The organism is Streptomyces sp. NBC_00691, assembly GCF_036226665.1.
Lineage (GTDB): Bacteria > Actinomycetota > Actinomycetes > Streptomycetales > Streptomycetaceae > Streptomyces.
Genome location: NZ_CP109007.1, coordinates 5,541,549 through 5,563,569, shown reverse-complemented (window position 1 = coordinate 5,563,569; position 22,021 = coordinate 5,541,549). Strand labels below are relative to the sequence as shown.

The 22,021-nt window shown below is 72.3% G+C and carries 17 protein-coding genes; 12 read left to right on the top strand and 5 right to left on the bottom strand.

The window, feature by feature from the left end; translation table 11 throughout:
- Positions 1-12 precede the first annotated feature (12 nt).
- The 6 genes from OG392_RS25335 (at position 13) to OG392_RS25310 (ending at position 10,125) form a co-directional block, all read left to right on the top strand.
- The gene (locus OG392_RS25335; protein ID WP_329283198.1) at positions 13-939 is read left to right on the top strand and encodes an SDR family oxidoreductase; all 927 of its coding nucleotides are present in this window, start codon (positions 13-15) and stop codon (positions 937-939) included.
- Between the two features lie 375 nt (positions 940-1,314).
- Positions 1,315-3,300, top strand: coding sequence for an alpha-1,4-glucan--maltose-1-phosphate maltosyltransferase (locus tag OG392_RS25330; protein WP_329283196.1), 1,986 nt, complete (start codon positions 1,315-1,317; stop codon positions 3,298-3,300).
- Positions 3,297-5,009: a maltose alpha-D-glucosyltransferase gene (gene treS, locus OG392_RS25325; protein WP_329283194.1), complete on the top strand. Its 1,713-nt coding sequence runs from the start codon at positions 3,297-3,299 to the stop codon at positions 5,007-5,009. The genes OG392_RS25330 and treS overlap by 4 nt, the downstream gene beginning before the upstream one ends.
- Before the next feature lie 246 nt (positions 5,010-5,255).
- On the top strand, positions 5,256-6,605 hold the full coding sequence (locus OG392_RS25320) for a maltokinase N-terminal cap-like domain-containing protein (protein ID WP_329283192.1): 1,350 nt from the start codon (positions 5,256-5,258) through the stop codon (positions 6,603-6,605).
- 205 nt (positions 6,606-6,810) lie between these two features.
- Positions 6,811-9,093 carry a 1,4-alpha-glucan branching enzyme gene (gene glgB, locus OG392_RS25315; protein WP_329283190.1) on the top strand — a complete coding sequence of 761 codons (2,283 nt, stop codon included), beginning with the start codon at positions 6,811-6,813 and terminating at the stop codon, positions 9,091-9,093.
- Between the two features lie 144 nt (positions 9,094-9,237).
- On the top strand, positions 9,238-10,125 hold the full coding sequence (locus tag OG392_RS25310; RefSeq protein ID WP_329283189.1) for a ScbA/BarX family gamma-butyrolactone biosynthesis protein: 888 nt from the start codon (positions 9,238-9,240) through the stop codon (positions 10,123-10,125).
- Here OG392_RS25310 and OG392_RS25305 read toward each other — a convergent pair.
- The 4 genes from OG392_RS25305 to OG392_RS25290 form a co-directional block, all read right to left on the bottom strand.
- Positions 10,103-12,349 (bottom strand): HelD family protein, encoded by a 2,247-nt coding sequence (locus OG392_RS25305; RefSeq protein ID WP_329283186.1) that lies wholly within the window; start codon positions 12,347-12,349, stop codon positions 10,103-10,105. The genes OG392_RS25310 and OG392_RS25305 overlap by 23 nt on opposite strands.
- 187 nt (positions 12,350-12,536) lie before the next feature.
- Positions 12,537-12,875, bottom strand: coding sequence for a thioredoxin family protein (locus tag OG392_RS25300; RefSeq protein ID WP_329283184.1), 339 nt, complete (start codon positions 12,873-12,875; stop codon positions 12,537-12,539).
- Positions 12,872-13,306 (bottom strand): MerR family transcriptional regulator, encoded by a 435-nt coding sequence (locus OG392_RS25295; RefSeq protein ID WP_329283182.1) that lies wholly within the window; start codon positions 13,304-13,306, stop codon positions 12,872-12,874. The genes OG392_RS25300 and OG392_RS25295 overlap by 4 nt, the downstream gene beginning before the upstream one ends.
- A 42-nt stretch (positions 13,307-13,348) precedes the next feature.
- A complete protein-coding gene (locus OG392_RS25290; protein WP_329283180.1) occupies positions 13,349-13,873 on the bottom strand; it encodes an Lrp/AsnC family transcriptional regulator in 525 nt (174 codons plus the stop codon).
- A gap of 81 nt (positions 13,874-13,954) precedes the next feature.
- Here OG392_RS25290 and OG392_RS25285 point away from each other — a divergent pair, with 81 nt between their 5' ends.
- Both OG392_RS25285 and OG392_RS25280 read left to right on the top strand, forming a co-directional pair.
- A complete protein-coding gene (locus OG392_RS25285) occupies positions 13,955-14,878 on the top strand; it encodes an NAD-dependent epimerase/dehydratase family protein (protein WP_329283178.1) in 924 nt (307 codons plus the stop codon).
- 11 nt (positions 14,879-14,889) lie between these two features.
- On the top strand, positions 14,890-15,759 hold the full coding sequence (locus tag OG392_RS25280) for an aldo/keto reductase (protein ID WP_329287446.1): 870 nt from the start codon (positions 14,890-14,892) through the stop codon (positions 15,757-15,759).
- Positions 15,760-16,244: 485 nt separating this feature from the next.
- On the opposite strand, the gene OG392_RS25275 is transcribed toward OG392_RS25280, so the two are convergent.
- Entirely contained in the window at positions 16,245-17,660 is a 1,416-nt protein-coding gene (locus OG392_RS25275; protein ID WP_443054865.1) for a cation:dicarboxylate symporter family transporter, read from the bottom strand.
- 144 nt (positions 17,661-17,804) lie between these two features.
- Between OG392_RS25275 and OG392_RS25270 the strand changes: the two genes are divergently transcribed.
- The 4 genes from OG392_RS25270 to OG392_RS25255 all read left to right on the top strand — a co-directional run bounded on the left by OG392_RS25270 (position 17,805) and on the right by OG392_RS25255 (position 21,985).
- The gene (locus tag OG392_RS25270; RefSeq protein ID WP_329283173.1) at positions 17,805-19,679 is read left to right on the top strand and encodes a sensor histidine kinase; all 1,875 of its coding nucleotides are present in this window, start codon (positions 17,805-17,807) and stop codon (positions 19,677-19,679) included.
- Positions 19,676-20,371 (top strand): response regulator, encoded by a 696-nt coding sequence (locus OG392_RS25265; RefSeq protein ID WP_329283171.1) that lies wholly within the window; start codon positions 19,676-19,678, stop codon positions 20,369-20,371. The genes OG392_RS25270 and OG392_RS25265 overlap by 4 nt, the downstream gene beginning before the upstream one ends.
- A 190-nt stretch (positions 20,372-20,561) precedes the next feature.
- Positions 20,562-21,173, top strand: a complete 612-nt coding sequence (locus tag OG392_RS25260; RefSeq protein ID WP_329287444.1) for a helix-turn-helix domain-containing protein — start codon at positions 20,562-20,564, stop codon at positions 21,171-21,173.
- Between the two features lie 71 nt (positions 21,174-21,244).
- Positions 21,245-21,985, top strand: a complete 741-nt coding sequence (locus OG392_RS25255; RefSeq protein ID WP_329283170.1) for a tyrosine-protein phosphatase — start codon at positions 21,245-21,247, stop codon at positions 21,983-21,985.
- The last annotated feature ends 36 nt before the right edge of the window (positions 21,986-22,021 follow it).

Genomic DNA, 22,021 nt, shown 5'->3' with positions numbered 1-22,021 from the left:
CCTCAGACACACATGTCCAGTGAGAATCCGATGCGGGTGGCGGTCGTGGGCGCGACGGGGTTCCAGGGGGGTGCGGTGGCCCGTCTGCTGGCCGAGCGGCAGCACCGGGTGCGTACCCTGACGCGGCGGCCGTCGGCGGACCGGCCGCCGCTTCCGGGGGCCTATTTCCTGGCCGGCGATCTGGGGCGGCCGGACGATGTGCGGGAGCTCTTCGAGGGCACCACGCACGCGTTCATGACGATGCCGCTGGTGTACGAGAGCGAGCGGGTGGAGGCGTACGCGCGGAACGTCGCGGAGGCGGCCCTGGACGCGGGCACGGAGCGGCTGGTCTTCAACGCCAACACCCGGATCCCGCTGGGACCGACGGACGTCGCCGCCTTCGAGACGCGCCGGCTGGCGGAGCGGGTGCTGCGGGACAGCGGGGTGCCGCTGGTGGTGATCCGGCCGCCGGTCTACCTGGACAACCTGTTCTCGCCGTGGAACGGGCCGGCCCTGGTCGACGACGGCGTGCTCGCCTATCCGCTGCCGGCGGCGGCGCGGACGGCGTGGCTGTCGCACCGGGGGCTGGCGGACGCGGCGCTCGCGGCGCTCACCCGGGAGGACCTGGAGGGCCGGACGTTCGACATCGGCGGCGAGCGCTCCCTGACGGGCGGTGAGCTGGCGGCGGCGTTCGGCCGGGGGCTCGGCCGGTCGGTGCGGTACGAGGAGCTGGATCCGGCCGCTTTCGAGCGGAGTCTCGCCCAGCTGCTCGGTCCGGAGACGGCGGCCGGGGTGGCCGGGATCTACCACTTCATGGCGAGCGGCGCCGATCCGCTCCTGATGGCGGACGACGACGGCGTGTCGACGGAGGTCCTGGCCCTGGAGCCGCCCCCGGTGGAGGAGTGGGTGGCCCGTCAGCCCTGGCAGGTCTGGTCCTCGGACACCTCGCCGCGGCACTGACCGCGGCCGGTCCGCGGCACCGGGCGGGCGGGGTCGGCGCAGCCGCCGCACAGCCGTCCGCACCACGAGAGACATGCCCCGCCCCACAAGGGCGGGGCCTTTTCTTTGTCCGGGTCCTGTGCTTGCCGCTTCGGCTACGCCCTAGTAGTTAACAAAGCGCCTGGATTGCCCGCCCGAAGACCGTGGAAGGCTCCTGCGGTACCCCTCGAACCTCTCCCCCCGTGCCCTTTGTTCATCCCTGTGGACCCCCCATCCGAGTGAACGCGGACAGGAGCGGCCATGCCCGCAACCCGCCGGCCGTCGACGGAGCTAGAAAGAGCGCACAACCACCACCCGCACCCCCGTAAACCGTCAGGTGATGCTGTGAATCCGCTCATGGGACGCATTCCCGTACTGGACGTACGCCCGCTGGTCGAATGTGGCCGGCGCCCCGCCAAGGCGGTGGCCGGAGAGTCCTTCGAGGTGACCGCGACCGTCTTCCGCGAGGGCCACGACGCGGTCGCCGCCAATGTCGTGCTGCACGGCCCGTCGGGCCGCCCCGGCCCCTGGACCCCGATGCGTGAACTGGCCCCCGGCACCGACCGGTGGGGGGCCGAGGTCACCCCGGACGCCGAGGGCCTGTGGACGTACACCGTCGAGGCGTGGAGCGACCCGTTGGCCACCTGGCGCCATACGGCGAAGATCAAGATCCCGGCCGGGATCGACTCCGAGCCGGTCCTCGCCGAGGGCGCGGCGCTGCACGAGCGGGCCGCCGGTGGCGTCCCGAAGAAGGGCGGCGCCCGGGAGGCCGTGCTCGCCGCCGCGGACGCGCTGCGCGACGCGTCCCGGCCGGCCGCGGTGCGGCTCGCGGCGGCCCTGAACCCCCGGGTCGTCGAGTCCCTCGACCGTCATCCGCTGCGGGAACTCCTGTCGTCCTCGCCCGCGTTGCCCCTCCAGGTGGAGCGGGAGCGGGCCCTGTTCGGCTCCTGGTACGAGTTCTTCCCGCGCTCGGAGGGCGTACGGAAGGTCAAGGGCCGTACGGTCCCGGGGAACTTCCGCACCGCCGCGGAGCGGCTCCCGGCGGTCGCGGCGATGGGCTTCGACGTGGTCTACCTGCCGCCGGTGCACCCGATCGGCGAGACCCACCGCAAGGGACCCAACAACTCCCTCTCGGCGGCGCCGAACGACGTGGGCGTGCCGTGGGCGATCGGTTCGCCCGAGGGCGGTCACGACGCGCTCCACCCGGACCTGGGGACCTTCGAGGACTTCGACGCCTTCGTGGCGCGGGCCCGGGAGCTGCGTCTGGAGATCGCCCTGGACTTCGCGCTCCAGTGCTCCCCGGACCACCCGTGGGTGGAGAAGCACCCGGAGTGGTTCCACCACCGTCCGGACGGTTCGATCGCGTACGCCGAGAACCCGCCGAAGAAGTACCAGGACATCTACCCGATCGCCTTCGACGCCGACATGGACGGCATCGTCGCGGAGACCGTGCGGATCCTCCGGCACTGGATGGGCCACGGGGTCCGGATCTTCCGCGTCGACAATCCGCACACCAAGCCGGTCGTCTTCTGGGAGCGGGTGATCGGCGAGATCAACGCCGCCGACCCGGACGTGATCTTCCTGGCGGAGGCCTTCACCCGGCCGGCGATGATGCGGACGCTCGGCGCGATCGGCTTCCAGCAGTCGTACACGTACTTCACCTGGCGGAACACCAAGGACGAGCTCACGGAGTACCTGACGGAGCTGTCCGGCGAGACGGCCGCGCAGATGCGGCCGAACTTCTTCGTGAACACCCCGGACATCCTGCACGCCTACCTCCAGGAGGGCGGCCGGCCGGCGTTCGAGGCGCGCGCGGTGCTCGCGGCGACGCTGTCCCCCTCGTGGGGCATGTACGCCGGGTACGAGCTGTGCGAGGGGACCGCGCTGCGGGACGGCAGCGAGGAGTACCTGGACTCGGAGAAGTACCAACTGCGGCCGCGCGACTGGGAGTCGGCGGAGCGGTCCGGGGCGACGATCACTCCGCTGATCACCGCCCTGAACCGGATCAGGCGCCGCCACCCGGCCCTGCGCCGGCTGCGGAACCTCACCTTCCATGACACGGACAACCCGCAGGTGATCGCGTACAGCAAGCGTTCGGGTTCGAACACCGTTCTGGTGGTCGTCAACCTCGACCCGCACCACACCCAGGAGGCGACGCTCTCGTTGGACATGCCGGAACTCGGCCTCGACTGGCACGAGACCGTGCCGGTGCGCGACGAGCTCACCGGCGAGACCTATCACTGGGGCAGGACCAGCTACGTGCGCCTAGAGCCGGGTGTCACACCCGCGCACGTCCTCGTCCTGCGACCGTCCCCGCAGACCGGAGGGTCACCCACATCATGACTGTCAACGAGCCCGTCCCCGACACCTTCGAGGACACCCCCGCCAAGGACCGCGATCCCGACTGGTTCAAGCGGGCCGTCTTCTACGAGGTCCTCGTCCGCTCCTTCCAGGACAGCAACGGGGACGGCGTCGGCGACCTGAAGGGCATCACCTCCAAACTGGACTACCTCCAGTGGCTGGGCGTGGACTGCCTCTGGCTGCCGCCGTTCTTCAAGTCCCCCCTGAGGGACGGCGGCTACGACGTCGCCGACTACACGTCGGTGCTGCCGGAGTTCGGCGACCTGGCCGACTTCGTGGAGTTCGTCGACGCGGCCCACCAGCGCGGCATGCGCGTGGTCATCGACTTCGTCATGAACCACACGAGCGACCAGCACGAGTGGTTCCAGGAGTCGCGCCGCGACCCGGAGGGGCCGTACGGCGACTACTACGTCTGGGCCGACGACGACAAGCAGTACGCGGACGCCCGGATCATCTTCGTCGACACCGAGTCCTCGAACTGGACCTTCGACCCGGTCCGCAAGCAGTACTACTGGCACCGGTTCTTCTCCCACCAGCCCGACCTCAACTACGAGAACCCGGCGGTGCAGGAGGAGATCCTGTCCGCGCTGAAGTTCTGGCTGGACCTGGGGATCGACGGCTTCCGGCTCGACGCGGTGCCTTACCTGTACCAGCAGGAGGGCACCAACTGCGAGAACCTCCCTGCGACCCACGCCTTCCTCAAGCGGGTCCGCAAGGAGATCGACGACCACTACCCGGACACGGTGCTGCTGGCCGAGGCCAACCAGTGGCCGGAGGACGTCGTCGACTACTTCGGCGACTTCCGCTCCGGCGGCGACGAGTGCCACATGGCCTTCCACTTCCCGGTCATGCCGCGGATCTTCATGGCCGTACGGCGCGAGTCGCGCTACCCGGTCTCCGAGATCCTGGCGAAGACCCCGGAGATCCCCTCCGGCTGTCAGTGGGGCATCTTCCTGCGCAACCACGACGAGCTCACGCTCGAGATGGTCACGGACGAAGAGCGCGACTACATGTACGCCGAATACGCCAAGGACCCGCGCATGCGGGCCAACATCGGCATCCGGCGCCGTCTCGCCCCGCTCCTGGACAACGACCGCAAGCAGATGGAGCTGTTCACCGCGCTGCTCTTCTCGCTGCCCGGTTCGCCGGTGCTGTACTACGGCGACGAGATCGGCATGGGCGACAACATCTGGCTGGGCGACCGGGACGGCGTCCGCACCCCGATGCAGTGGACCCCCGACCGGAACGCCGGCTTCTCCTCCTGCGACCCGGGACGGCTCTACCTTCCGGCCATCATGGACCCGGTCCACGGCTACCAGGTGACGAATGTCGAGGCGGGGATGGCCTCGCCGTCCTCGCTGCTGCACTGGACGAAGCGGATGATCGAGATCCGTAAGCAGAACCGGGCGTTCGGGACCGGGACGTACGCCGAACTCCCGGCGTCCAACCCGGCGGTGCTCGCCTTCCTGAGGGAGACCGCTCCCGAAGAGGGGATGGACGGCGATCTCGTCCTCTGCGTGAACAACTTCTCGCGGTTCGCGCAGCCGACCGAACTCGACCTGCGCCGCTTCGACGGCGCGCAGCCGGTGGAGCTGATCGGCGGGGTGACATTCCCGGCCATCGGCCAGCTCCCCTACCTCCTGACCCTTGCGGGACACGGCTTCTACTGGTTCCGTCTCAAGAAGGGCTGACCGACGGTCGGTTCGGATTCGTCCGGGGTGGGACGGTTTCCTCCCGTCCCACTCTGGGCACTGTGACCCACACACCTTCCAGCGCACGATTCAGGTCCATACGGGCCTTCTTGCCGGGCCCATACGGATCTTCCCCCTCCGACACGTCCCGCACATCCGGACAGCCCCAGCCGCCATCCGGGACACTCTGCGCATTTGAACGCATACGACAGCCAACTGCGCGCCCCGGGGAAAGGACGCGATGCCATGCCGGAGACCGCATCCACCACCCGGGCCCCGGACGCCCTCCTTCCGTCCCTCGCCCCCCTGCTCCACGAATGGCTGCCACGGCAGCGCTGGTTCGCGGGCAAGGGCCGCCGGGTCACCGGATTCACGCTGGACGCGGCCACCGAGCTGCTGCCCCTGGACGGCGCGGGCCCCGGCCTCCTCCATCTGCTCGTACGGGTCGAACAGCCGGGCCGCCCGGCCGACACGCCCGCCGACTGCTACCAACTGCTCCTGGGCGTACGGACCCAGCTCCCGCCCCGCCTCGCCCCCGCCCTGATCGGGCGGATCCGGCAGGGGCCGCTCGCCGGACGGGCCGTGTACGAAGGGCTGCGCGACCCGCGGCTCGCCGGCCTCCTCTACGAGCGACTGCGCACCCCGGGCCGGACCGGCCCCCTGCACTTCCACGCCACGACGGCACTCCCGCCCGCCCTGGCCCCCCGCATGCTGGACGCCGAGCAGTCCAACACGTCCCTGGTGTACGCAGATTCGTTCATCCTCAAGATCTTCCGCCGGGTCAGCCCGGGGGCCAACCCGGACCTGGAGCTGCCGCTCGCCCTCGCGGGAGCGGGCTGCTCCCGGGTCCCGGCGCCGGTCGCCTGGTTCGAGAGCGGGGCGGCGACCCTGGGCGTCCTCCAGCCGTACCTCCGGGACTCCCGCGACGGATGGCGGCTCGCGCTCGACGCGCTCGCCGACGGACGGGACTTCACCGCGGAGGCGCGGGCACTAGGCCGGACGACGGCCGAGGTCCACCTCGCCCTCGCGGAGGCGCTGCCGACCCGCCGGCTCGGCCGCGCCGAGACCGAGCAGCTGGCGGCCGCGATGGACCGCCGGCTGCACGCGGCGGCGCAGGCGGTACCGGCGTTGCTGCCGTTCGTCCCCGGCCTGCGCGCGGTCTTCGAGGCGGCGAGCGGCACGTCGGGCGGCGGGTTCGTCCAGCGGATCCACGGCGACCTGCACCTCGGGCAGACGCTGCGGGGGTCCGACGGCGGCTGGGCCGTCATCGACTTCGAGGGCGAGCCGGCGAAACCGCTCGACGAACGGCGCAGCCCGCAGCCCACGGTCCGCGACGTCGCCGGCATGCTCCGCTCCTTCGACTACGCGGCCCGCACGCACCGGCCGTGGAACGCGGACTGGGCGGCGCGGAGCCGGGCGGCGTTCTGCACGGGGTACGCGGAGGCGTCGGGCGCGGATCCCCGGACGGATCCGGCGCTGCTCCGCGCCTACGAGACGGACAAGGCGGTGTACGAGGTCGTGTACGAGGCCCGGCACCGGCCGGACTGGCTCCCGGTCCCCATGTCCGCCATCGAGCGCCTGTCGGCCTCCCGATGACTCCGCCCCGGCGGAGCGGGTGCCGACGGGCAGGGCCGCCGGCCGCTGGAGCGGGCTCCGCCCCGGATCGAACGGCCACGGCGGCGGCACCCCTCGCACGTGCCGCCGCGCGGCACCCCACGCACCGCCCGTTCGGCCGAGTGTCCCGGCCCCGTACCTCACCGTTGCGCAGTCATACCCCCCGTACCCCCCAGGAGGCATCCCGGTGACCGCCCGCCCCGCAGGCAAGTCGGCCCGCAGCAGCACCAAGAACGGCAGGACTCCCACCAAGCCCCCCGCCCCCCGCGAGGCCCCGCCGCTGGACCCCGGTGACCGGGCGCGCCTGCTCGCCGGGGAGCATCACGACCCGCACGGCGTGCTCGGCGCGCATCCGGTGCGCGGCGGCGTGGTGGTCCGGGTGCTGCGCCCCTGGGCCAAGGAGGTCACCGTCCTGGCGAAGGGCCGGCGGATCCCGCTCCGGAGCGAGGGCGACGGGTTCTTCTCCGGGCTCCTGCCCCTGCTCCGCAAGGTTCCCGCCTACGAGCTGCGCGTGCGGTACGACGACGGCCCCGACGCCGACGAGCTCGCCGTCCACGACCCGTACCGCTTCCTGCCCTCCCTCGGCGACCTCGACCTGCATCTGATCGGCGAGGGCCGGCACGAGGAACTGTGGACGGCCCTCGGCTCCCACACGATGACCCACGACGGGGTCGCCGGCACCCGGTTCGCGGTCTGGGCGCCGAACGCCCGCGGTGTCCGCGTCACCGGTGACTTCACGCACTGGGACGGCACGGGGCTGCCGATGCGCTCGCTGGGTTCGACGGGTGTGTGGGAGCTGTTCGTGCCGGGGATCGGCGAGGGCGCCCTCTACAAGTACGACATCACGCGGCCCGACGGGTCGCACACCGTCCGCGCGGACCCGATGGCCCGCCGTACCGAGTGCCCGCCGAACACCGCGTCGATCGTCACCGCCTCGCACTACACCTGGGACGACGCCGAGTGGATGGCGCGGCGCGGGACGCGTGCGCCGCACGAGGCGCCGATCTCCGTCTACGAGGTCCATCTGCCGTCCTGGCGGCCGGGTTTGACCTATCGGCAGCTGGCGGAGCAGTTGCCCGCGTACGTCCGTGACCTCGGCTTCACCCATGTGGAGCTGATGCCCGTCACCGAGCACCCCTTCGGCGGCTCGTGGGGCTACCAGGTGACGGGCTTCTACGCGCCGACGGCCCGCATGGGCACCCCGGACGACTTCAGGTTCCTGGTGGACGCGCTGCACCGGGCCGGCATCGGAGTCCTGATGGACTGGGTGCCGGCGCACTTCCCGAAGGACGACTGGGCGCTGGCCGAGTTCGACGGGCGGCCGCTGTACGAGCACGAGGACCCGCGCCGTTCGCACCATCCCGACTGGGGCACCCTGGAGTTCGACTACGGCCGGAAGGAGGTGCGGAACTTCCTGGTGGCGAACGCCGTGTACTGGTGCCAGGAGTTCCACATCGACGGGCTGCGGGTGGACGCGGTGGCGTCGATGCTCTACCTGGACTACTCGCGGGAGCACGGCGAGTGGCTGCCGAACGAGTTCGGCGGCCGGGAGAACCTGGACGCGGTGGCCTTCCTCCAGGAGATGAACGCGACGGTGTACCGGCGCTGCCCGGGGATCGTGACGTTCGCGGAGGAGTCGACGGCCTGGGACGGGGTGACACGCGCGACGGACCAGGTGGGGCCGGGCGGCTTCGGCGGACTGGGCTTCGGCATGAAGTGGAACATGGGCTGGATGCACGACTCGCTGGAGTACGTGCAGAAGGAGCCGGTGCACCGGAAGTACCACCACCACGAGATGACGTTCTCGATGGTGTACGCGTACAGCGAGAACTACATCCTGCCGATCTCGCACGACGAGGTGGTGCACGGCAAGCGGTCGCTGGTGTCGAAGATGCCGGGCGACTGGTGGCAGCAGCGCGCCAACCACCGCGCCTATCTCGGCTTCATGTGGGCCCATCCGGGCAAGCAACTGCTTTACATGGGACAGGAGTTCGCACAGGGCGCCGAGTGGTCGGCGGATCACGGGCCGGACTGGTGGCTGCTCGACCCGGCGTACGGGGCGGAGCCGGACCACCGCGGTGTGCGGGATCTCGTCCGGGACCTGAACACGGTGTACCAGGCGACGCCTTCGCTCTGGGAGCGGGACACCGCGCCGGAGGGCTTCCAGTGGGTGGTCGGGGACGCGGCCGAGGACAACGTCTTCGCCTTCCTGCGCTTCGACGCGTTCGGCTCGCCGCTGCTCGCGGTCTCGAACTTCTCGCCGGTCGTCCGGCACGACTACCGGCTCGGTGTGCCGGACGACGTGGTGGCCTGGTCGGAGGTCCTGAACACGGACGCCGGCCGGTACGGCGGCGGGGACGTGGTGGGGCGGGATCCGCTGAAGGCGGAGTCGGTTCCGCACCACGGGCGCTCGGCCAGCGTCCGGATGACGCTGCCGCCGCTCGCGACGGTCTGGCTGCGGCCCGCGTGAGACCGGGAGGCGGACAGAGGTCTTCACCTGTCCGATAAGTGCCGCCCGAAAGATTGACCGTTCATCCGTTCGGGCGGTCCGCGCGTCGTTCGGATATCTTCGCTCTCCGGATCAAGCCGACCGGTCCAGTCGAGCGGGGACATCATGCGGGACACCGTGGAGCGGCGCCTGTCGCCGGAACTCTGCCATCGGGTGCGCGGCGAGGACACCTTTCCCGTCGAGTGGCGACCGCTCGACGGGAAGGACCGCTTCGCGGTGCGGGCGGCCTGGCCCGCCGACCATCCGTTCTTCGCCCCGGTCCGCCGGGGCGGGGAACGGTGTCACGACCCGCTCCTGATCGTCGAGACGCTGCGGCAGTCCACGATGGCGCTGCTCCACGACGCCCACGGACTGCCGCTCGACCGGCACATCCTGCTGGGCGAGATCTCCCTGGACTGCGACCCCTCGGGGCTGGCCGTCACCGGCGAGGGGGCCGACATCGAGGTCGGCTTCGCGGAGCTCCTCCGCCGTGGGGGCCAGCTGACCTCCATGCGGGTGGACTGGACCGTGCGGCGCGGGACGCGCACGGTCGCCACCGGCGCCGCCCGCGCCCGCTTCGCCGGCCCCGCCGCCTACCTCCGGCTGCGCGGCGGGCACGTCCAGGCCGGGTCCGTACGCCCCGGGCCCCGGGTGCGCAGGGCGCCCGCGCCCCTTACCGGCCGGGCCAGGACCGAGGACGTCCTGCTGGCCCCCGGCGGGCGGGAGGGGGAGTGGGAGCTGGTCGTCGACACCGGGCACCCCACCCTCTTCCAGCGTCCCAACGACCACATACCGGGGATGCTCTTCCTGGAGGCGGCCCGGCAGGCCGCCTCCGCCGCCGCCTGGCCCCGCCCCTGGCTGCCCGCCGCCGTGCGGATCGTCTTCGACCGGTACGCCGAGTTCGACGGCGGCCCCTGCCTGATCCGGGCGGAGCCCGGGCGCACGGCGGGCGAGTTCGAGGTCACCGGCCACCAGGACGGCGCGCGGCTCTTCACCTGCGAGCTGCGGACCTGATGATCCCGAGGCGCTGGGTCGCCCGGGTCAGCGCCACGTACAGGTCGTTCGTCCCGTGCACGGCCCCGGCCACGATGGCCTCCGGGTCGACGACGAGCACGGTGTCGAACTCCAGGCCCTTCGCCTGCCGGGGGTCGAGCAGGACGACCGGCCGGGTGAGGTCGGGAGCCGGACCGTACGCGGCCTCGGGCAGCGCCGCGACCAGTCCGGGGTGCAGCTCCGGCGGGGCGATGACGGCGATCCTGCCCTCCTCGCGCTGCTCGGTCGCCACCGCGTCGGCGGCCTCCTTGACCGGGTCGTCCACCGTGCGGTCCCAGGGCTCCACCCCGGTGGACCGTACCGAACTCGGCGGTTCGAACCCCGGGTCGGCGGCTCGTCGCACCTCGGCGGCGACGGCCATGATCTCGGCGGGCGTGCGGTAGTTGACGCCGAGGCGGACCAGCTCCCAGCGGTCCTCGACGTACGGGGCGAGGATCCGCTCCCAGGCTCCGACGCCGGCCGGGTCGCCGGTCTGGGCGGGGTCGCCGACCAGGGTCATCGAGCGGGTGGGGCTCCGGCGCATGAGGAGTCGCCAGGCCATCGCGGAGAGCTCCTGCGCCTCGTCGACGATGATGTGGCCGAAGGCCCAGGTGCGGTCGGCGGCGGCGCGCTCGGCGGCCGTCCGGTGGTCGGCCTCCTCGTGACGCTCGGCGAACCGCTCGGCGTCGATGATGTCGTGGGCCGACAGGACCTCGGAGGCGTCCTTGTCCTGCTCCTCCTTGTCCTCGAACTCGTAGGTGCGGGAGGCGTAGGAGACGTCGAGGACGCCCTGCGCGTACTGGATCTGCTTCTGCCGTTCGGCCTCCTCGGCGGCGCGGGCCGCGGAGTCGTCCTCGCCGAGGAGTTCGGCGGCCTCGTCGAGCAGCGGCACGTCGGCGGGCGTCCAGGCGCCGCCGTCGCGCCGGATCGCCCCGAGGTCGTCCGGGTCGTCGAGGTGGGTGGGTTCGGCCAGGTAGTCGGCGAGGAAGTCGTGCGGGGTGAGCGCGGGCCAGAGGGTGTCGATCGCCGCGTACACCTCGGGGTTGCCCGCGATGCCCTTGGCGAGCAGGGCGATGTCGTCGGGGCCGAGGAAGTTGGGGCCGCCGTACGGGTCGGCGCCGATCCGGTCGGCGAGCTGTTCGGCGAGCGCGTCGAGGATCCGGAAGACGAAGTAGGGGCGGGCCAGGTTGTGCGGGAGGGCCGTCTCGCGGGCCTTGTGGCGGGCCTCCAGGGCCATGTCCCAGTCGATGACCAGGTCGCCGTCCTCGTGCGGGACGGTCAGCGGCTCGCCGCGCTCGGGGACCTGCTGGCGGTCCCGTACGGCCGCGGCGAGCGCCCCGGCCATGGCGGCGGAGCCCTTGACGGCGGCGGCGCGGGGGGTGTCGGTGCCGGTGGCGCGGACGCCGGGGAACAGTTCGGCGGGGGTGGCGAGGAGGACGCCGGTCTCGCCGAGCGAGGGCAGGACGTTGCCGATGTAGCCGAGGAAGGCGGGGTTGGGGCCGACGATGAGGACGGCCCGCTTGGCGAGCTGCTCGCGGTGCGCGTAGAGCAGGTAGGCGGCGCGGTGCAGGGCGACCGCCGTCTTGCCGGTGCCGGGGCCGCCCTCGACGACCAGGACCCCGCGGTGCGGGGAGCGGATGATGCCGTCCTGCTCGGCCTGGATGGTCTGCACGATGTCGTGCATCCGGCCGGTGCGGGCGGCGTCGAGCGCGGCGAGCAGCACCTCGTCGGCGTCGCGGCTCTCGTGCCCGGTGCGGGTGGCGTCGCCGAGGTCGAGCACCTCGTCGTGGAGTCCCGTGACCGTCCGGCCGAGGGTGCTGATGTGCCGGCGGCGGGAGAGGCCCATGGGTTCGTACCCGGTGGCGAGGTAGAAGGGCCGGGCGACCTCGGCGCGCCAGTCGACGACCAGCGGGGTGCGGTTCGGGTCGTCCTCTCGGATGCCGAGCCGGCCGATGTGGTGGTCGCGCCCGTCCTTGAAGACGAGCCGGCCGAAACAGAGCCCGCTCTCCCCCGCGTTGAGCGCGGCGAGCAGCCCGGACTGTTCGGCGACCATGACGTCGCGTTCGAGCCGGCCCTGGTTGCCGCCGACCCCCGGGGTACGCAGGGCCCGCTCGACGGCGGCCTCGGCCTGGTCCCTCAGATCGTCGAGTCGTGTGTACAGATCGGTGATGAATTGCTGTTCGTTCCGAAATTCCTCGGTTGACAATTCGACTCCCGGCGCGATACAGTGCGTTTATTGAACTTCCCTGCGTCCGTGGTCTTTCCGGGCGCAGAATCCATCAATATACGCGATGAAATACCCCGACTGTCAATTGTAGTCGGGGTATTTCTGTATGCCCTGGCGAAGTGCCGCGGGCCCCGCCTGGGGGTCTTGCCGATCGACGAGACAGGCCCTAGGCGAGGACGTCCTCCAGGTCCTGCAGGAGGCGGCGCTTCGGACGGGCGCCGACGATCGACTTCACGGGCTCGCCCGCCCGGAAGACCATGAGGGTCGGCGTCGCGAGGACCCCGTACCGCACCGTCGTCTCCGGGTTCCGGTCGACGTCGATCTCGACGATCCGGAGCCGCTCCGCCTCCTCCGCGGCCATGGCGGCGAGCACCGGCGTCAGCTGCCGGCACGGCCCGCACCACTCCGCCGTGAACTTCACCAGGACCGGCAGCTCGGCGGCCAGCACCTTCGCTCCGAAGTCCTCGTCGGTGACCTCGGCCACGCCCTCCGCGTACGTCCTCATCTTTGCCGCCCCTCCGTCGTATCCGCTTCCGTGTCCCACTCCGCACCGAGCTCGCACCGCGGTTCCGGGCCGTGCGGCAGCTCCGCCTCGGCCCGGAGCAGCTGGGCGCCCACCTCCGCGCGTACCGCCTGGAGCTGCGCGATCAGCCCGTCCAGCTCGGCGACCTTCCGCCGGTAGACGGCGATCGACGCCGGGCAGGAGTCCCCCGCCGGATGCCCGGCGCGCAGGCAGTCGACGAACGGCCGCGTCTCCTCCAGCTCGAACCCGAAGTCCTGCAGGGTCATGATCTGCTGGAGGAGGCGCAGGTCGTCCTCGTCGTACGTGCGGTAGCCGTTCTCCGTGCGCCGGGCGGCCAGCAGGCCTCGGGACTCGTAGTAGCGCAGAGTCCGTGTGGTCGTTCCTGCCCGCTCGGCGAGCTCTCCGATGCGCATGTCCGCGACCGTATGCCTTGACGCCCACGTCAAGGCAAGGAGTCAGGGGCGGGCGTGCGGCAGCAGCGGTTTCCGCTCCACCGGGGACGAGAGCACGATCGACGTGGTCGTCCGGCCCAGCGCCGACGTCTGCTCCAGGACGTCCTCGAGGTGGACGGTGTCGGTGACGGCGGCCTTGAGGATCCAGCAGTCCTCGCCCACCACGTGGTGGACCTCCAGGATCTCGGGGCGCGCGATCAGTTCCAGGGTCCGCGGGTGCTTCAAGGTGTAGCCGCCGTGCGGGTTCACCCGGATGAAGGCCTGGATGCCGTACCCGAGGCGGGCCGGTGAGACATGGGCGCCGTACCCGGTGATCGCGCCGCTCGCCTCCAGGCGCCGGACCCGTTCGGTGACGGCCGCCGGGCTGAGCCGGACGCGGCGGCCGAGCTCGCTGAGCTTGATGCGGCCGTCGCTCTGGAGGAGGTCCACGATCTGCCGGTCGACGGCGTCGAAAACGGTCGCCGAGGTTTCTTCGGTGGCCGAGCGCGAATGCCGTGGTTCCTTCGGCCCGACTGCCTGCACTCCCATGTCTCCCCCTTCATACGGCGAACGACGAACGTAACACTTGGGGGGCAGCGCAAGGGAGTTGGGAGTGGGACGGGGATGGAAATGCGGAACGTTCTGGTCATCGGCGGGAATCGCTATTTCGGAAAGCGGCTCATCGCTCTCCTGAGAGAATCCGGGCACAGGGTGACGATCCTCAATCGGGGCTCCTCCGGCGCGCCGGAGGGAATCGGGCATCTCGTCGCCGACCGCGACGACGAGGCCGCCCTGGAATCCGCCCTCGCGGGACGGTCCTTCGACGTCGTCGTGGACCAGGTCTGCTACACCCCGCGCCAGGCGGCGATCGCCCGGCGCGTCTTCGCGACGCGGACCCGGCGCTATGTGATGACGTCGACGGTGGAGGTGTACGCGTACGAGGACTCGGTCACGCCCGTCGCCGAGGACGCCCTCGACCTGGGGTCGGTCACCGTCGACACCGGCGCGGCCTGGGAGGACCCGGAGTTCCGCGAGGCGCACTACGGGGAGGGCAAGCGGCAGGCCGAGGCGGTCTTCGCGGGCGCGGCCGACGACGGCGCCGGTCCGCCGTTCGCGTGGGCGTCGGTGCGGGTGGCCCATGTGCTGGGCGGAGCGGACGACTTCACCGGCCGGCTCGACCACTACGCGCGGCGCATCCGGGCGGGCGAACCGATCGCCGTACCGGTCGCGAACCGTCCGGCGACCTATGTGTACGTCGAGGAGATCGCCGCGTTTCTCGCCTGGGCCGCGGTCGGGTCCGACTTCACCGGCCCGGTGAACGCCCATTCCCACGGACCGCTGACCACGGCCGAGATCTGCGCCGCGATCGAGAGCCGCGTCGGCGGCCGGACCGTCTTCCGGGAGGTGGAGGTCGGCGAGATCTCGCCTTTCTCGTTCACCCGCTCGTACGGAATGGACAACTCCCGCGCGGTGGGCCTCGGTTATCCGTTCTCCCATTCCTCAGACTGGCTCTCCGACGCCGTGGCCGAGACGGTCGGCGAGGTGTCGAAGTGACCCTCTTCCGGATGCTGGGCGATGTGCGGGTCGGGGCCGTCGGGCTCGGCACCATGCCGCTCTCCGTCGAGGGCCGGCCCGACGGGGCACGGGCCGTGGCCACCGTGCACGCCGCCCTCGACGCGGGCGTGACCCTGTTCGACACCGCCGACTCCTACCACCCGCCGACCGGCACGCCCGGCGAGGGCGAACTGCTCGTGGCCCGGGCGCTCGCCTCGTACGGGGGCGGCACGGACGGCGTACTCGTGGCGACGAAGGGCGGGCGGGGCCGCACGCCGGACGGCGGCTGGACCGTCGACGGCCGGCCCGCGCACCTGCGGCGGGCGGCGGAGGCGTCGGCTCGCCGGCTCGGCGCGACGCCGATCGGCCTCTACCAGCTGCACAAGCCGGACCCGGCTGTCCCGTACGCCGAATCCTTGGGCGCGATAAGGGAATTGCTCGACGCGGGCACGGTCCGGCTGGCCGGGATCTCCAACGTCGACGTCGCACAGATCCTGCTCGCCCGCGAGATCCTGGGCGACCGGCTGGTCTCCGTGCAGAACCGCTACTCACCGGCGGTCCGCACGAGCGAGGCGCAGCTGCGGCTCTGCGCGGAGCTGGGGCTGGCCTTCCTGCCGTGGAGCCCCCTGGGCGGCATCTCGCGCAGTTCCCTGGACGGCGCCTCCGCCCAGGAGGAGGACCCGGCGTTCGGAGCCTTCCACCGGGTGGCGCGGGCGCGGGGGGTGAGCCCGCAGCGGGTGGCACTGGCGTGGCTGCTCGCCCGCACGGAGACCGTCCTGCCGATCCCGGGAGCGAGCCGGCCGGAGTCGGTGCGGGACTCGGCGGCGGCGGGTGCTCTGGTGCTGACGGGGGCGGAGGTGGCGGAGCTGGACGGGGAGTGAGGTCCGGGAGGGGTGGGGATCGGGAGATCCGGGGGGGGCATGGGGGTCGGGAGGTCCGGGGCGCGCCGGGAGATCCGGGGGGGGGCCGGGGGCCCGGCATCGCAGGAAGGGCGCCCCCTTGCGGAGGCGCCTTTCCCTCGGGCCCCGGATCCGGCTCAAGGCCCGGGACCTGACTGTGGGGGTGTTCGGGGGTGGGTGGGGGGGGCGTGGGGGGAACGGGTGCGGAGTGGGGCGGCGGGCCGGGGTGTTCCGGGTCCCGGGTGGTGCGACGGGTCCCGGGTGGTGCGAGGGGCCCCGGGTGGTGCGGCAGGTCCCGGGTGGTGCGGCGGTGCGAGGCGGTGCGAGGCGGTGCGAGGCGGTGCGGCGGGCCCGGGGTGGGGCCGCTCCCCGTGGGTTCTTCCCCGCCCCGCCCCTTCCCGAACGGGGCTCCGCCCCGGACCTCGGTGGTCACGCGCCGGACGGGCCGGAGAACAGGCCCGGCGCCGTCAGACCCCCGCCCGCGCCTTCTCCTCGCCCTCCTCCGCCCGCTGGTCCGGCACCGGCGCCTCATCGGCGGGCGCGTGGTCGTCCACCAGCGTCTTCTCGTCGAACGGAACCCGCCCGGCCAGCACCTCCGCCACGCGCTCCTTGTCGATCTCCTTCGTCCACGTGCCGACGAGCACCGTCGCGACCGCGTTGCCCGCGAAGTTGGTCAGGGCGCGCGCCTCGCTCATGAAGCGGTCGATGCCGACGATCAGGCCCACCCCGTCGACCAGCTCGGGCCGGTGCGATTGGAGCCCACCCGCGAGGGTGGCGAGACCGGCACCGGTGACGCCCGCCGCACCCTTCGAGGCGATGATCATGAAGACGAGGAGGGAGATCTGCTCTCCGACGGAGAGCGGGTCGCCCATCGCCTCGGCGACGAAGAGCGAGGCCATCGTGAGGTAGATCGCGGTGCCGTCGAGGTTGAAGGAGTAGCCGGTCGGCACGGTGATGCCGACGACCGGCTTGCTGACACCCAGGTGCTCCATCTTCGCGATGAGCCGCGGCAGCGCGGACTCGGACGAGGAGGTCGAGAGGATCAGCAGGAACTCGCGGCCCAGGTACTTGAGGAGGGACCAGATGTTGAGCCCGGCGACCAGCCGCAGGAGCGTCCCGAGGACCACGAACACGAAGATCGCGCAGGTCAGATAGAAGCCGATCATGATGACGGCGAGTGATTTCAGCGCGTCGACGCCGGTCGCGCCGACGACGGCCGCGATCGCTCCGAACGCGCCGACCGGGGCGGCCCACATGATCATGCCGAGGATGCGGAAGACGAGGCGCTGGATGTGCCCGATCCCGCGCAGAACCGGTTCGCCCGTCGGACCCATGGCCTGCAGCGCGAAGCCCGCGAGCAGGGCGACGAGGAGGGTCTGGAGGACCTCGCCCTCGGTGAAGGCGGAGACGATGGTCGTGGGGATGATCCCGAGCAGGAAGTCCGGCGTGGACTCGCTCGCACCCTCGGCCTGCTTGGCGCCGGCCTCGGCCAGTTCCTTGGTGAGGTGCAGCCCGGAGCCGGGCTCCAGGACGTTGCCGACGACGAGGCCGATCGCGAGGGCGACGGTCGACATGAGGAGGAAGTAGCCGAGGGCGAGACCGCCGACGGCGCCGACCTTCGCGGCCTTCCGGACCGACCCGACGCCGAGCACGATCGTGCAGAAGATGATCGGCGAGATCATCATCTTGATCAGATTGACGAAGCCGGTGCCCAGCGGCTTCAGCTCGACGGCGACGCCGGGCGCCAGGAATCCGACCGCGATGCCGAGCACCACGGCTCCGATCACGGCCAGATACAGATAGTGCGTACGGTCCCGTCGTGCGGCCACGGGGTCCTCCTCGTGCTGATGGGTTGTCCACGTCCCGGTGGACTCCGAGAGCATCCATCAGCCTGTGACCGGGGTCACCGTTACGTACGTTTCGTTCACGACCGAAGCGTGCGGAGGGGCCGGACGAGGCGGGCGGCGAGGGAACGATTCGGGAACGCGCATGCGTCGCCGGACCGTCCCACGTGCACACTTACCCGCATGCGTCTCCACCTCCCCCGCCCCCGCAGCCTGGCCGGCCAGCTCTTCGCGATGCAGGTCGTGCTCGTGGCCGTCGTCGTGGCCGGGTGCGCGGTCTTCGCATACGTCACCGACCGGGTGCAGGCCGAGGAGACCGCGCGGCGCCAGGCCACCGCGACCGCCGCGGCCGTCGCCGACTCCCCGTCCGTGGTCGCCGCGGCGCGGTCCGCCGACCCGACGGCGGTGCTCCAGCCGTACGCCGAGGCGCTGCGCCGCCACGCGGGCGTCGCCTTCGTGGTGATCATGGCGCCGGACGGCACCCGCTGGACCCACCCCGAGCCGGAGCAGATCGGCCGGACGTACCTCGGGCACATCGAGGAGGCGGCGGCCGGCCGGACGCACTCCGAGACCCATCTGGGCGTGCTCGGTCCTTCGGTACGGACCGTGGCCCCGGTCTTCGACGGCGGGGGCCGGGTCGTCGCCCTGGTGAGCGCGGGCATCACGATCGACAAGATCAGCGAGCAGGTACGCGAGCAGGTCACCGCTCTGCTCGGCATGGCGGGCGCGGCGCTCGCGCTCGGCGGGGCGGGGACGTACGTGATCAACGCACGACTGCGACGCCATACGCACGGCATGAACGCGACGGAGCTGAGCCGGATGCACGATTACCACGAGGCCGCGCTGCACGCGGTCCGCGAGGGGCTCGTGATGCTCGACGGGCGGCGGCGGATCGCGCTCATCAACGACGGGGCCCGGGAGCTGCTGGGCCTGGACGAGGGCGTCGTCGGCCGTCCGGCGGCGGAGCTCGGCCTCCCCGCGACGCTGACCGGCGCGCTGCTGTCCTCGGAGCCACGGGTCGACGAGACGCATCTGACGGCGGACCGGGTGCTTGTGGTCAACACCCGTCCGGTGGTGGGCGGAGAGCGGCGCGGCACGGTCGCCACGCTCCGGGACCGCACCGAACTCCAGGCGCTGTCGGGCGAGCTGGACTCGGAGCGGGGGTTCACGGAGGCGCTCCGCTCCCAGGCGCACGAGGCGGCGAACCGGCTGCACACGGTCGTGTCGCTCATCGAACTGGGCCGGGTGGCGGAGGCGGTGGAGTTCGCGACGGCGGAGCTGGAGCTGGCCCAGGCGCTCACGGACCGCGTCGTGGACGCCGTCGGGGAGCCGGTGCTCGCGGCGCTTCTGCTCGGCAAGGCGGCGCAGGCGAACGAGCGGGGCGTGGAGCTGGTCCTGACGGAGGACAGCCGCATCGACGACGGCCTGGTGCCGGCGGCGCTGCCGTCCCGGGACCTGGTGACGATCCTCGGCAACCTGATCGACAACGCGGTGGAGGCGGTGGGCGGGACCCCGCACGCGCGCGTGACCGTCACGGTCGCGGCGCGCACAGGAGACGGCGAACTGCTCCTCCGAGTCGCCGACACCGGCCCCGGCGTCCGCCCGGCCGACCGTGACGCGGTCCTGGGCCGGGGCTGGACGACCCGGGGCCCGGGCCGAGGGCTGGGCCTGGCACTGGTGGGCCAGGCGGTGTCCCGCGCGACGGGCACGCTGGACGTCACGGACGCGGAGGGGGGCGGGGCGACGTTCACGGTGCGCCTGCCGCTGCCGACGCCGATTCCAGCTCCGGCCCCGGCTCCGACGTCCACTCCGACCCCGACTCCAGCCCCGACGTCCACTCCGACCCCGGCTGCGGCCCCGACCCCGACTCCGGCTGCGGCCCCGACCCCGACTCCGGCTCAGCGGGAGGGCACTCCGGAGGCGGGTCCTCCCCCGGTCGGCGGCCCGGCCGAGTCGGCCCCCGCCCCCGTCCACGTCACCGGCTCCCCCGGCCGTCCGGCCTCCGGGCCGCGCGACGGCACCTCTCCCTCCATCGGCGCTTCCGAGGTGGTCTCGTGACCGCGCTTCCCCTGCGGGTGCTCGTCGTCGAGGACGATCCCGTCGCCGCCGACGCCCATGCCCTCTACGCCGGCCGCGTCGACGGCTTCACCGTCGTCGGGGTCGCCCACTCCCGGGCCGCCGCCGTGCGCCTGCTCGAACGGACGCCCGTCGACCTGATCCTGCTCGACCTCTACCTGCCCGACGGCCACGGCCTCCAGCTGCTGCGCGCGCTGCGCGCCGCCGGGCACTCCGCCGACGTCATCGCCGTCACCTCCGCCCGCGATCTGGCCGTCGTCCGCGAGGGCGTCTCGCTCGGCGTCGTCCAGTACGTCCTCAAGCCCTTCGCCTTCGCGACCCTGCGGGACCGGCTCGCCCGGTACGCCGAGTTCCGGGCGACCGCCGGCGAGGCCTCCGGGCAGGACGAGGTGGACCGGGCGCTCGCCACCCTGAGGGCCCCGCACCCCAGCACCCTCCCCAAGGGCCTGAGCGCGCCCACCCTGGAGTCGGTCACCCGGACCCTCCGGTCCACCCCGGCCGGACTCACCGCCGCCGAGGCCGGTACGGCCGTCGGGATCTCCCGGATCACCGCGCGCCGCTATCTTGAACACCTGGTGACCGAGGGCCGGGCCGTGCGCGCCCCGCAGTACGGTCAGATCGGACGGCCGGAGCTCCAGTACCGCTGGCTCGACGGCACCGCCCGCGGTCACTGATCGCGGTCACTGATCGTCTTCCCCGCCGCACCCGCGGTTACCGATCGGTTCCCATGTTCCTACGAACATCGCATGTTGGGGGAACGCACCGTATCCAGCCGTCACCCTCCGCACCTACGTTGACCGGGTGCACCAACCCTCACCACCCTTCAACGCCCTGGCCGCGCGGCGCCTGCGCGAGGGGCTCGGCATGACCCCCGGTCACGTCGCCTACGGCCTGCGCGCGCAGTACAGCCTCCTCGTCACCCCGGACACCGTCGTCGCCTGGGAACGCGGCCGGGCCCTCCCCGACGAACAGGAGCTCACCGCCCTCGCGGGCGTCCTGTGGTGCGCCCCGGCCGAGCTCATCGCCGCCGCCTCCACCCTCCGCGAGCACCGGATGGCACGCGGCATCGCCCCCGAGGAGCTGGCCCGGCGGGTCGGCGTCTCGGCCCAGGCGTACCAGCGCATGGAGGACGAGGGCCGCTGGCGCGGCACCGAGCGGCAGACGGCCGCCCTCGCCGAGGTGCTCGGTCTCGGCCCGCGCGCCCTGATCACCGCCACCGGCGGCGACGAGCCCCTCGCGGAGCTGCTGCGGGACGCCGCCACCACCCATCGCTGGCAGGCCTACGTGAAACCGGCCGTGAAGATGCTGCCGCTGCCCAGGAAGACCCTGGAGCACGCCCTGCAGCGACTGCACACCGAGTACCACGCACGGATGGCGGCGACCAGCAGCTGGGGCGCCTCGGCCGGGACCGGCGACGAAGGCCGCGCCTACCTCGACGAGATCACCGGACACTTCTGGGCCGCCGTCGGCGCCTAGGTCTCTCTTCCCGATCCTGCATGACCCGCGTCGTCCGCGGGCCACCTCATTCCGGCCCGTACGCTGGCGCCGTGAGACGACACATACCCTTCGAACGGCTCCACAACTTCCGTGACCTGGGCGGCTATCGGACCGCCGACGGCGGGACCGTCCGGTGGGAGACCCTCTACCGCTCCGACTCCCTCGCCAAGCTCGCGGGCGCCGACCCCGTCGATCTGGAGCGCTTCCGGGCGCTCGACGTGACCACGGTGATCGACCTGCGCTACCCGTGGGAGATCGCCGCCAAGGGCCGCCTTCCGGAGACCGAGGACGTCTCCTGGCACAACCTCTCCATCGAGCACCGCCCCTACGACCAGGCGGAGATCGACCCCGCGCTCGACCCCTGGCGCTACCTCGCCGACCGGTTCGCCGAGGTCGCCGAGGACGGCGCGGTGGAACTGCGCACGGCCCTGGAGGTCATCGCCGCCGCCGACGGCCCGGTCGTCTTCCACTGCGCGTCCGGCAAGGACCGTACGGGGCTGCTGGCCGCCGTCGTCCTCGCCCTCGTGGGCGTTCCCGACGAGGAGATCCTCGCGGACTTCGCGCTCACCGAGCTGGCCACCGAGCGGCTGATCGCCGACTGGCGTGCCTCCCACCCCGGCCGCGAACTCCGCTGGCCGGGCTACGGCCGGGCCCCGGCCGACATCATGCGGCTCTTCCTCGGGGACCTGCGCGCGCGGTACGGCTCCGTGGACGGATACGTCACCGGCCACGTCGGACTCGACCCGGCGGTGGTGACGGCGCTCAGAACCCGCCTGGTGAAGACGGACTAGGTGCCCTGTCGTCAGGCCCGCGTCGTCGCCCGCGGG

Coding starts and splice junctions, on each gene's coding strand:
- OG392_RS25260 (WP_329287444.1), top strand. CDS start 20,562: ATGACCCCCGGTCACGTCGCCTACGGCCTGCGCGCGCAGTACAGCCTC.
- OG392_RS25295 (WP_329283182.1), bottom strand. CDS start 13,306: ATGCGCATCGGAGAGCTCGCCGAGCGGGCAGGAACGACCACACGGACT.
- treS (WP_329283194.1), top strand. CDS start 3,297: ATGACTGTCAACGAGCCCGTCCCCGACACCTTCGAGGACACCCCCGCC.
- OG392_RS25320 (WP_329283192.1), top strand. CDS start 5,256: ATGCCGGAGACCGCATCCACCACCCGGGCCCCGGACGCCCTCCTTCCG.
- OG392_RS25280 (WP_329287446.1), top strand. CDS start 14,890: ATGCTGGGCGATGTGCGGGTCGGGGCCGTCGGGCTCGGCACCATGCCG.
- OG392_RS25310 (WP_329283189.1), top strand. CDS start 9,238: ATGCGGGACACCGTGGAGCGGCGCCTGTCGCCGGAACTCTGCCATCGG.
- OG392_RS25285 (WP_329283178.1), top strand. CDS start 13,955: ATGCGGAACGTTCTGGTCATCGGCGGGAATCGCTATTTCGGAAAGCGG.
- OG392_RS25290 (WP_329283180.1), bottom strand. CDS start 13,873: ATGGGAGTGCAGGCAGTCGGGCCGAAGGAACCACGGCATTCGCGCTCG.
- OG392_RS25335 (WP_329283198.1), top strand. CDS start 13: ATGTCCAGTGAGAATCCGATGCGGGTGGCGGTCGTGGGCGCGACGGGG.
- OG392_RS25330 (WP_329283196.1), top strand. CDS start 1,315: ATGGGACGCATTCCCGTACTGGACGTACGCCCGCTGGTCGAATGTGGC.
- OG392_RS25270 (WP_329283173.1), top strand. CDS start 17,805: ATGCGTCTCCACCTCCCCCGCCCCCGCAGCCTGGCCGGCCAGCTCTTC.
- OG392_RS25300 (WP_329283184.1), bottom strand. CDS start 12,875: ATGAGGACGTACGCGGAGGGCGTGGCCGAGGTCACCGACGAGGACTTC.
- OG392_RS25275 (WP_443054865.1), bottom strand. CDS start 17,660: ATGCTCTCGGAGTCCACCGGGACGTGGACAACCCATCAGCACGAGGAG.